Raw genomic sequence first — 9,954 nt, 5'->3', positions numbered from 1 at the left:
GAACTACACTACCCGCTGTTTTGGCTGTGCCAGCTACTAAGGCTGTGAGAATAAGAGAAATAGAATCCATGAAATCATCTCCTTATTTTTAATAGGTTTTACTAATTGTCTCAACTTTATTGCACAATAAAATACATCTAACGAATGATTTTGATTATGAACGCATTAATCCGAAACACCCAATTTACACATCTAATAATTTCCAAGGGTTTACACTATAATCCTGAATAATTTCCAAGAAATTTAAAAAGTATCAAAAACAGCAAAATTATATAAAAAATTATTATTTAAGTTAGTCAAATTGTGATAGATATTAATTCCAGGGAATTTTTGCTGTGGTAATCCCTGTTTTTATTGTTTCAATATTTATAAAGGTTGCCCTTACAGTTTTTAAATTCCTTTGTTAAATAGGAATAGAAATATCTACGGTTAGCAAAGCGAACTGACGAGTCAGCACTTGCACTATTGCCAACTCTCCAAATTCCTTAGCTGTTAATTCCCCCAATCTCACTGCTAAATTGTAATTTATGGTTTCCTCTAAGAAAATTTCCCAGTAATTACCCTGGTATTAAATATCATATTGACGTTTCCTCTAAGAATTTCTCAGTACCACCACAATGTTTAAGTTGGGAATCTCCATTTAAGTGAATGTACATAGTATTTCATTGTTTTTAAAGTTTTAATGTTCTTTGGGTTTCCCGTCAACATTGATGTTATTGTGCAGTAGTTACATTTATTTACAAAACATCATGAAAAAGTTAGTAGTATTGCCCTTGGTAGCAATGGTATTGGTAGCAGCAGTAAGTCCAGCATTTGCCCATTCTGGCAGAACCAATAGTGCGGGGTGTCACCATGATTCTAGAACCGGTGGGTATCACTGTCATTAACAGTAACTCTGGGATTTCTGTTTGGGGAGTCCCTGATTTTGATTGTTTACAATGCTTTCATGACTCAATCAATTTATTCCCCTCTCTACCTGCAAATTTATCACCGCGAAGGCACTACCTGGTCTTTTTATCCAGGCAAGGTGTTTTATAATGCTCATGGAATTGCTACTGATTTAGATTCAACTTTATAAAGGAATGGATTAACCAAAGCTAAGATATTGATTGAATTATTCAGAGTCAACGGTGGTAAAAACGGTTATTATATTGCCAATATTCGAGATAAACAACATTACTACTGTGGTTCTGATTGGGCAGATGTTAAAGTTAAATTGCGTCAGCTAGGAATTGGCAGGAATGACCCCAATTAATTATTTTTCCTCTAAAAATTTCCAAAAGGCTGACCCCACAGTTCCCACATTTCTTTGTTGAATGGCGATCGCCACATTTGAATTAACGCTTGTTCTAAATCTTGACGTGGTTTTCTCTCCACTGGGGCATCCCACCAAAACGCGATATTCACTGCTGTTTGTAGTTGATAACGGTGATGTAATTCTTGATAATTTTCAATATAGCTCTTACAATCATGAACCCCCTTCCACCTTTTATTACTGTGTTTTGTTTCCCCAATGTACAATAATAATTCAGATGCACTATCAATGATAAAATACAGGGCTGCTTGTCCGTAATCATCAGGCATCCGGTAAAATGCCATTGATTGTAATTGCAATTTAAACGGATCTATGGTGTCAGGGTTACAGTGAGATGGTACAACATCAAATAAAGTTACCTGCTTTGGTGGTTCACTGTTTCTAATACTTTGTTAATAATTAAACACCCGCGATTTCCACTGTTGTAAAAATTCAGCATCCATCACTGGTTTTTGGTTTCTTAATATTTTGTATTCGGTATTCCCAAATAAACTCAGTTGTTTCATAATCATATTATAATCTTTTATGCTTTTATTTTACTATACTTTTATTCATTATGCCCCAATCCCACTACTCTTTTGAACCCCAAGAAACCCGAAAACGCACTACATCCTTAGACCCTGCTAACATTAGTATGGGAACTAAAATTATGACGGTGCAACAGGTTGTTGATAGATTTGTGAACAATCGTTTAATTCCTGCTGAGTTCCCTCACAATCAACATATTTGGAATACCCAAGCTAAAGGTAAATTAATTGAATCCTTGTTGTTACAGTTACCTTTGTCTGTCTTTTATATTGATGCTACCAATGATGAACAATGGGTGATTATAGATGGTACACAAAGAATTATTACATTTAAAGAATTTATAAACCAGGATTTCACATTAGATGGTTTAGACTATTTTGGCGATTTGCATGGTAAGTATTTTAGTCAACTCACACCACGTTGGCAACGCAGGATTAAGGAAACTAAGTTAACTTTACATCTGATTTTAAGGGGTACATCATCTGAAATTGTATCCAATCTATATCACCGGATTCGTTTTGAACAAATTCAATAATTTACCATAATCTATTAACATCAGGTAAAATATAATAACATTATATCTAGGGTTTTCCAATGGACAGAAATCATTACGACAAATTAAGTGGTGAAGAAAAGTTAGCATTTTTAGAAAAGGCATTGGAACATTTGACAATAGACGAAAAAGCCAAGTTAGTTAAAAAATTATTGCCTGTCAAAGACGATAATAGTTGTACGATTACAATGGGAAATTCTCAGGTTCATGCTAATACTGTTTACCAATTTAATCTTAATAGTAAAGATGAAATAGCTGATTTATGGGGGGCGATCGCTGACAGAATCAGAAATAACTCTGATGATAAAGTCGAGTAAAATATGCCACAACCACAGATACCGCTACAGCAAAGACAAGCAGTACAAATTTAATACTACATAAACTTCCTTTTTGGGAGTTTTTTTATTGAGATACCAAGTCTAATTTAGTGCTGGGGAATTACCTAACAAAAATTCTTAGAGGAAAAATATTATTTATTGGATTTCCCCTTGTTTTTACTGAGTGTGATAAAGTTTTTGATTTCCCGTACACAATAACCTTTACTGATCATGGTGGCGACAGTGTGAGCGATTTTGGCAGGGACTCCCACAGAACGGTTTTTCCATTGTCCATCAATCTTTTCCTCCCAAGAATACCCCCAACGCCAATGTAAATAATTATGCTTATCTCTTGTTCCATCAACACGGGGATAACTAGCGATTCTGCCATCTTTTAATTTCTTGTTTTCAATGTACTGATACAAACAACCACAGGCACGGGATTTATCCGTACTTAAACTTTCCTCTAAGAATTTTTCAGTAGTCACCAACTCCGGCGATAGTTGAGAGGTACTGGACTCTGGAGACAGCGACAGATGCAACTCTGGGGTCAAGAAGATTTCCTGCTGCCTGTCTTTGTTTTCTAACAGTGCCGTTGCCGGACGGGACTCCAAGGGGTCTAGCCAACTCTTGGGGATATCGTACCAATCGCTGAGGATAACCGGGTTTAGCACCTCGCCTTTGGGTAATAATCCCAGCTTCTTTAATTGTGTTTCTAACTTGCTCTGTCCAGGGGGTCGTGTTTTCCCAGTTGATGACAAGGCGGCGGGAGATTCCAACCAAAAGTAATCGTTCTCTAAGGAAGGGTGCGCCAAAGTTTCCTGAGCATACACAAAGCCATTCCGCATCGTAGCCGAGCTTGGTAATTTGTCTAAGAAACTGCTGGAAATAGAGAGCTTGACTTCCTGGTTTGAGTCTGCAACTGAGCAATCCGGGGACGTTTTCGATAATAAAGAACTCGGGTCTGATTGATTCAATGGCACGTTTAACGGCGGGGAAACAGTCTCGCTCGTCGGCTGCACCAAGTCGTTTACCGTTGACTGAAAATGGTTGACAGGGTGGGGAAGCGGTGATGACATCAACTCCCTGTTTTCGGATTTCCCTAACTGGTATGCTTCGCACGTTTCCGTAGTTGGGGATACCGGGGAATCGTTTTGAAAGGATGTCTGCACAGTAGTTATCGGTTTCACAGACACCCACAAGTTCTCATCCTGTCTGGAGTCCTGCAATTCCAAAACCTGCACCAACGCCGGAGCATAAGTCGAGTTGTCGCATTTTTCCTCTAAGAAAATCAAACTAACTTTGTCACTGACCTCAAACCACCCAATGGTAAACCCCAGTTCCACCGCATTACTGATAGCTGACAACTCAACACCCAAAGCTTGACTTAGTTCCTGTGTTGAAGCTGCTGAACCGTCACTGAGGAATAAGGCGATCGCCCCCAACAATTGCCAATGTTCACTGAGTTGATTGAGAAACCAAACAGGACTTAAATATCGTTGTTTGATGTAATCGGTGACAGTGATAACTCCGTATTCGCAGAAGATAGTGTGACCATCGTAGGAACATAAACCATCATTCCAGGATTGACGGTAATTCCAGGGTGTAGCAAGCAAAGTATTCATAGTTAGTCATCTCCTAAGTATGCCTTTGAAGCACCTGCCCAGTCGTAGTTTTCGATTTCTTGTTTGCGCTGCTCGATTTCTTGGTTTTGATTTTCTGTGCGGTCTTGACAACCAGACATTTTGACTTTGTTGTAGGCTTCTTTGAGTTTTCTGTTAATCCGTTGGGTTTCCACAGTTTCCTGCCACCCCTGGCGCTCGATTAAATCCAACTTCTGACATATCAAACTAGAAAACCGAGTATCAAAATTGTTCATGCTTACATTTGCCCCAAACCTTTTATTAAAGGCGTTGCACCCCGGATTTTGGCACATTGGCCATTTATCTTCATTTTCTTTGTATCCAGGTATGATTCGTTTAACTAGGGTGCTGTAAATTACGCCGTAATCATGACAACAAAAACAAGACCATTTAGGATAAAAGATTTCCTTGTCTTCCTGTTGTTGTGGAGGTTCTAGGGGCATCCTGTCAAAAAACGGTAGTTCCATATCCTGGTTCATTTTTTAAACCCTCCTCTGCTTCTTTTTCCCAACCTGGAATCCAAATCAAATTGTTGGCACTAGCCCATTCATAAAAACTGGTGCGTTCCGTTCTTTCTTCTGCAATCTCATACATAAACGAGTAATGCCCAATCACCCGTATTCTGGTAAGCCATTGTTCCCTAAGTGGGTGGTTTTGCCATTTCATGGTCTGTGCTGCTGAAACTTTGCCTTGGGATTTCTCCCACTGCGATCGCAAATCTTCCCATTGTTTTTCAATCAACTTCTGCGGGAATGTTGGGGGGTTCGGTAACTTTTTGACCTGAGCCAAACAAAAATTTTCAAAACTTTCTCTTTCTGAGTCTGAGAGAGAGTCTTTATAAGTTTGTAATGTCTGTAATGTCTGTAGAGAGCCACAGCTTTTTTGTGTTAAAGGTTCTGCGGTGTTTTTATCCCGTGCGTGGGATTCTGTGTCTCGCGTGTGGGATTCTGTGTCTCGCGTGTGGGATTCTGTGTCCCATGCGTGGGACAGTTGTTCCGGTGGTGGGACAGACTGAGAATCATTGTTAGAACCGGGTTCTGGACTAGGATCTGATGGTTTTGGCGAATCGAAATCATCAAAGTCATCAGTAATTGAGTCGGTTTTGATGATGATTGAACCCGTAGTTTCCCAACTACCATCGTTGTTAGAGGAAATGGTGCTAATTCCTCGATAAAAGGCGGATCTGCTGATTCCCCATTCCGTACAAAATTCTGAGATATTGTCAATTTTGAGGGCTATGCCCGGAGGTCTTAAAATCTCTTTGATCACCAACAAATAACCAGGAGTAGAAAGGTATTTTTTTTGATACCAGTCCTTAGCGGTTTGGGCGGTCAGAGGACAAAATTTGCGATTACCCATTCTCCGCTTTGTCATGAACCCAACTCCGCAAATGTTACTTGGTCAAAAGTTACTAACACATCAAAAGCAACACAAGAAGCAGCAATATTAGGTATTTGTTGTTCATATTCGGCAGTGCCAAACAAATGCAGACGTTTTTGGTGTTCTGGGTAGAATCCTGAATAAATAAGAACTTGACCTAAGCCAGCTTTCCAGTCTTTAACCCGTTTGACTTCAATGATTTCAGTGTCGGTTAATAAATCAATTCGACCAGCAGGGGTTGTGACTTTCGTTAGTCCGCCTAGCTGAGACTTGAGGTTATCGCGGACAATAAACTCCATGTTTTCCCTACTATTTATTTCCAGCCAGTCTATTCGCCCCTGTTCTTTTAATTTGCTGATAGCCTTATAAAATGTGCTAACTGATATACAAATCTTTTCACAGAAAACTTCAACATCTTTGATACGCAGTTTTTGCCCCGGCGCACGGAAAATCCCAACAGCATAGTAAACAAGACCGGTGGCGGTAATGATTCCGTCTTTGTAGTCCTGGATTGCTTTCGCTAACGACAGACGGTAATGCTGATTGGGTTTAGGCGCGATAGTTGTTGTCATGAATGCACCTTAACTTGTTTAAATAATAGTGGTAGAAAAAAGCTGAGTCAGTATGGTTACGCCACGCAAGCTATCACCAAAGTCGGCAACCTGCTTAATCCTGCGGAAACTTGCAGGAAACTATGGGAAGTAACAGAAAACCTGCCAAAAAAGGGTAAAAAATCTCTTAGTTCTATCTGAAGACAGTAGAACAATTCCTGTTTATGGTTCATAATGGTAATTAAGAAATTTTAATTTTTGATTTTTTGCCTTAGCCACTGTTATGGTTAAGGTATTTTCTTACATTTAATTTCAGCCCCCCGTTGCAAACTAAAAGTAATTAGATTAAAATTAGTGATGTGTAACTTATGGAAATTTCTAAGTTATACGCTCAATGAGTCCGATACTTTCGTGGTACTGTTGGCAAAGCATCAGGATCTTGATACAATTAAATAATATACCATTTATTTAAATAAATCAAATGACTCGTATAGAAATTTTGGTAGATGCCCTAAAAAAAGCGATCGCGCGGGGAACAAAAGCATCACATATAGCGCAACAATCCGGTGTGAATGCTGCTGTTATTTCACGCTTGATATCTGGGAAACAGCATGACATCATGACAGAATTTTATTTTGACATTCTGGATTGCTTAGATGAGGATATTCGGAAAGAAGCAATGACAAAACTGGGGATAAAAACTGAAGTTAAACCAGAAGAAATGGTGAAATATTTGAAAGGTAGACAAATAGCGCAATTGATTCCGTTATTGAATGGTGATGACAGAGCCGATATTGCTGAAGCTATAGCCTTGTCTATGCGGAGTAATAGTAAAAATATTTACGTTTAAACAAATACCATAATTATTGAGTTATTTGTGGTTAGGAATAATATTCAGTAATTTGTAGTCTTTTACTTATATGCTGATATAAAACAATAAATTCTAAGTATTTAGACTATAAGTTTAATATATGCTAAGACTTGTCAAGAAAGCAGTAAAAATACTATTAATAGTATTAAGTTTAAAAATTTAATCAAAATATTATATGATGATATAAGTACATAATAGTACAACTTCTTACCAATTTAGGATTGCAAACATTGAGTCAGCAATAGTGTTGATAGGGTATTCCTAGAATCAAAAGCTATAATTTTACAGTGCCAATAACTTTATGCAAGTCAACATTAGAAAAATAGAGAGCAATTAGGATGAGCCAAGATCAACTAAATCAAATCCTTAGTCAGTGCCATAATTTAGACCAGGTAGCTATTACTAGTGTGATCAAAAATTTAGCTGATAAACTAGATAATCAGCAAAAATCTCATCTTTTAGAATACTTAACTTTTGGCGTAAGTGCAGATGTCAAAGCAAAACTGGTTAAGCAGTTATTGGGCGACAGTGGTTTAAGGGTAATATTTGGACAATCGCAAGTAAATGCTACTAATTTCTTTAATATTCAGTCTGCTTCTATAGAACAATTATCAGATATCATGTTAGCAATTGCTCAAGTCATCAGAAATTCTTAGAGGATACCCATAAGGTATTGACTGATATTGTTGTTCCTATTGATTCAGCAAAAATACATTTATTAAAAGAGTTCAGTTTCCGTGACCTCATCCATTTATGGGTGGGGTTTGTTGTGTATTGGTGAATTTACTGACTTTTTCCTCTAAGACTCCAAATCATCTGTTAAAATTTCTAACCATTAAGATATAGAAATTTTATATTTTCATAATAAATTTTTTACTATTGTATGTAATTATCATGGATAAATATGTAAAGTGAACTTGACATAAAAAACAGTTTTACGGTTTGAGGTATGAAAAAAGAAAAGTTTGTAAAACTGTTAAAGCGACGTGGTTTAAGTCAAGAAAGATTTGCTGAACTCGTAGAAAATGCCTGGTGTACCATTTCCGGTCGTAAACTTTCCCGTCAGGCTGTTAGTGCTTGGGTAAATGGTCATGCAATACCCCAATTCTCCCCTGTTGAAACTTTGGTAGTTCTCGAAATCCTTGAATGCACCCTCACCGAACTTGCTTTGGCTTTTCCTCATGAGGATGATTCCCATTGACAATGTAAACTTAACCTTACATACTGTGTATAATGAGTAAGGTGCTTTATGAAACTACCAACAACTTTTCAGGAACTTGACCTCACTGGATTTAACATTGAAACCAAACAGTACAATAGTATTACACGGGAAATGCTAGACATCGCCTGTGCTGTTCTCCAAAAAAATCAGATCGGTATTGTTACCCGTAGTGTTCAATCTGCTTTAAAATACATCTATGGTATTGGTGGCAGTGCTGATACTGTTTGCTATTTACTCAAGGAATGGCGGGCTGATAATCTCGCGGTTCTCAAACAATCCAAAACCCACAACAACCTCATCACTGCAATTCTTGAACTCTCTAATGACGGTGTTCTCGATGAGTCTGATATCCCCGGTGATTTTTTGGACTCTATGAGACAGTTGGTGATCGCAATCTACAAACTTGCCTACCAAAATGCCGATACCACTGTTTCCGGTGACAGAATCAAACATTTGATTACTGAGAACGATGTATTAAAACAACAACTTATTGATTTTCCGCAGTTACAATTAGAATTAAACTTTTATAAATCTGAGTGTGAACGTCAACGCAGTGAACTCAAAGAAGCCTATATAAATCTTAATCAACAGAAGTTAATTGAATCTGAAGATGACCTTTAGATGCGAGATAAAACCCACAAGCATGACGTAACATATGCGGATGCACACTTATCGCCAAGCCAGCCTGAGTACCAGCGCCTAATAATGTTAAAAGCTGTGGCAGCAGCCATCGGAGTTCCACGCTCAGAAACAAACAGGTAAGGGGAATTAGGATACTCTCGTTTTAATTGTCGTAGCCACCTTAACTCTCTTGCACGTAACGGATGGGTAGAACTAAGACCATGCTTGAGCCGATTGATATAGATCGTGCCACTAGAAAAATCTACCTGCTCCCATCTCAGTGTTACCAATTCTGATACCCGTAAACCATGACGATAAGCCAGTAAAATTAAAGTCCCATCTCTCAAACCATGCCTACCCACTCTTGAAGCCGCTTTAATCATAGCTTCCACTTCATTGGGCAGCAAATGTTCTCGTGTGCGTTTTTCCAAGTTGGGAACTTTCAGAGGAGGAGAATTGTGAGTCATAAAAACCAACTTGCCCATAAAAGATAATTGGGTACTCTGACAGAATCATCAACACAATCAACTCCCCACAAATTCCATCTTAAAAACTTGCCCAAAAATAGTTCTTTTTGGTAATGTTCCTATACATGAAACAAAGATTCATCGCTTGTTAGTGATATATATCTTTTGAAACTAAAAACTATACACACATATTCATATTAACAAGTGGCATCAATAGAACGTACCGCCTATCCAAGATTTAAACGTCAATTCACCGCCAAAGAACTGACGCTAATTTATACACCTAACAAAAGTGAAATTGCTTTCGCTTACGCTACAACTAAAGGTGAAAGTAATATTCTCAACCAGAAATGTTGAATGTCGTTACAAAAGTTTACATATTCAGTTATAGTAGTCCTATTAAGGGTGAAAATGTCAACATCTCATGATATCTTCCATCCAATGAACATAACTAATTTGTTGACACATACAAGCTTGAAGATAGCG

Annotated in this window: 18 protein-coding genes; 10 read left to right on the top strand and 8 right to left on the bottom strand. The window is 38.0% G+C overall.

Going from position 1 to position 9,954, the window contains the following annotated elements; translation table 11 throughout:
* Window positions 1–749: 749 nt before the first annotated feature.
* From PN497_RS11900 to PN497_RS11890, 3 genes are read left to right on the top strand one after another with little or no spacing between them, the layout of a single operon-like run.
* Entirely contained in the window at window positions 750–887 is a 138-nt protein-coding gene (locus tag PN497_RS11900) for a YHYH domain-containing protein (protein WP_096573097.1), read from the top strand.
* Between the two features lie 59 nt (window positions 888–946).
* On the top strand, window positions 947–1,078 hold the full coding sequence (locus tag PN497_RS11895; protein WP_272110229.1) for a hypothetical protein: 132 nt from the start codon (window positions 947–949) through the stop codon (window positions 1,076–1,078).
* A 27-nt stretch (window positions 1,079–1,105) separates the two neighbouring features.
* On the top strand, window positions 1,106–1,255 hold the full coding sequence (locus PN497_RS11890; RefSeq protein WP_236103988.1) for a hypothetical protein: 150 nt from the start codon (window positions 1,106–1,108) through the stop codon (window positions 1,253–1,255).
* An 11-nt stretch (window positions 1,256–1,266) separates the two neighbouring features.
* Here PN497_RS11890 and PN497_RS11885 read toward each other — a convergent pair whose 3' ends face one another.
* On the bottom strand, window positions 1,267–1,599 hold the full coding sequence (locus tag PN497_RS11885) for a GIY-YIG nuclease family protein (protein ID WP_236103987.1): 333 nt from the start codon (window positions 1,597–1,599) through the stop codon (window positions 1,267–1,269).
* Between the two features lie 272 nt (window positions 1,600–1,871).
* Here PN497_RS11885 and PN497_RS11880 point away from each other — a divergent pair, with 272 nt between their 5' ends.
* Window positions 1,872–2,378 (top strand): DUF262 domain-containing protein, encoded by a 507-nt coding sequence (locus PN497_RS11880; protein ID WP_096573096.1) that lies wholly within the window; start codon window positions 1,872–1,874, stop codon window positions 2,376–2,378.
* Between the two features lie 59 nt (window positions 2,379–2,437).
* Window positions 2,438–2,713, top strand: a complete 276-nt coding sequence (locus tag PN497_RS11875) for a hypothetical protein (RefSeq protein WP_096573095.1) — start codon at window positions 2,438–2,440, stop codon at window positions 2,711–2,713.
* Between the two features lie 152 nt (window positions 2,714–2,865).
* Here PN497_RS11875 and PN497_RS25925 read toward each other — a convergent pair whose 3' ends face one another.
* From PN497_RS25925 to PN497_RS11850, 6 genes are all read right to left on the bottom strand, one after another.
* Window positions 2,866–3,201 (bottom strand): hypothetical protein, encoded by a 336-nt coding sequence (locus PN497_RS25925; RefSeq protein ID WP_096573094.1) that lies wholly within the window; start codon window positions 3,199–3,201, stop codon window positions 2,866–2,868.
* Complete coding sequence (locus PN497_RS25920) at window positions 3,191–3,913, bottom strand: DNA cytosine methyltransferase (protein WP_096573093.1); 723 nt, start codon at window positions 3,911–3,913, stop codon at window positions 3,191–3,193. Before PN497_RS25920 ends, PN497_RS25925 begins: the two co-directional genes overlap by 11 nt.
* A gap of 427 nt (window positions 3,914–4,340) precedes the next feature.
* Window positions 4,341–4,835 (bottom strand): hypothetical protein, encoded by a 495-nt coding sequence (locus PN497_RS11865; RefSeq protein ID WP_096573092.1) that lies wholly within the window; start codon window positions 4,833–4,835, stop codon window positions 4,341–4,343.
* The gene (locus PN497_RS11860) at window positions 4,804–5,730 is read right to left on the bottom strand and encodes a hypothetical protein (RefSeq protein WP_272110225.1); all 927 of its coding nucleotides are present in this window, start codon (window positions 5,728–5,730) and stop codon (window positions 4,804–4,806) included. The genes PN497_RS11865 and PN497_RS11860 overlap by 32 nt, the downstream gene beginning before the upstream one ends.
* Window positions 5,727–6,308: a hypothetical protein gene (locus PN497_RS11855; RefSeq protein ID WP_096573091.1), complete on the bottom strand. Its 582-nt coding sequence runs from the start codon at window positions 6,306–6,308 to the stop codon at window positions 5,727–5,729. Before PN497_RS11855 ends, PN497_RS11860 begins: the two co-directional genes overlap by 4 nt.
* Window positions 6,309–6,364: 56 nt before the next feature.
* Window positions 6,365–6,520, bottom strand: coding sequence for a hypothetical protein (locus PN497_RS11850; RefSeq protein ID WP_190651172.1), 156 nt, complete (start codon window positions 6,518–6,520; stop codon window positions 6,365–6,367).
* A 248-nt stretch (window positions 6,521–6,768) separates the two neighbouring features.
* Here PN497_RS11850 and PN497_RS11845 point away from each other — a divergent pair, with 248 nt between their 5' ends.
* The 4 genes from PN497_RS11845 to PN497_RS11830 all read left to right on the top strand — a co-directional run bounded on the left by PN497_RS11845 (window position 6,769) and on the right by PN497_RS11830 (window position 9,001).
* The gene (locus PN497_RS11845) at window positions 6,769–7,137 is read left to right on the top strand and encodes a hypothetical protein (RefSeq protein ID WP_096573090.1); all 369 of its coding nucleotides are present in this window, start codon (window positions 6,769–6,771) and stop codon (window positions 7,135–7,137) included.
* 359 nt (window positions 7,138–7,496) lie between these two features.
* On the top strand, window positions 7,497–7,814 hold the full coding sequence (locus tag PN497_RS11840) for a hypothetical protein (protein WP_096573089.1): 318 nt from the start codon (window positions 7,497–7,499) through the stop codon (window positions 7,812–7,814).
* Window positions 7,815–8,107: 293 nt separating this feature from the next.
* A complete protein-coding gene (locus PN497_RS11835; RefSeq protein WP_096573088.1) occupies window positions 8,108–8,359 on the top strand; it encodes a helix-turn-helix transcriptional regulator in 252 nt (83 codons plus the stop codon).
* 48 nt (window positions 8,360–8,407) lie between these two features.
* Window positions 8,408–9,001 carry a hypothetical protein gene (locus PN497_RS11830; protein ID WP_190651170.1) on the top strand — a complete coding sequence of 198 codons (594 nt, stop codon included), beginning with the start codon at window positions 8,408–8,410 and terminating at the stop codon, window positions 8,999–9,001.
* Here the strand turns inward: PN497_RS11830 and PN497_RS11825 are convergent.
* Entirely contained in the window at window positions 8,998–9,468 is a 471-nt protein-coding gene (locus PN497_RS11825; protein WP_162501840.1) for a tyrosine-type recombinase/integrase, read from the bottom strand. The two genes, PN497_RS11830 and PN497_RS11825, sit on opposite strands and share 4 nt — an antisense overlap.
* A gap of 204 nt (window positions 9,469–9,672) precedes the next feature.
* Here PN497_RS11825 and PN497_RS11820 point away from each other — a divergent pair, with 204 nt between their 5' ends.
* Window positions 9,673–9,825, top strand: coding sequence for a DUF4158 domain-containing protein (locus PN497_RS11820; protein WP_137666488.1), 153 nt, complete (start codon window positions 9,673–9,675; stop codon window positions 9,823–9,825).
* Window positions 9,826–9,954 lie beyond the last annotated feature (129 nt).

Source organism: Sphaerospermopsis kisseleviana CS-549, from assembly GCF_028329225.1.
In the GTDB taxonomy this organism is placed as follows: domain Bacteria; phylum Cyanobacteriota; class Cyanobacteriia; order Cyanobacteriales; family Nostocaceae; genus Sphaerospermopsis; species Sphaerospermopsis kisseleviana.
Note: the sequence above shows the minus strand (reverse complement) of the source record. Positions and strands in the feature narration are given on the sequence as shown.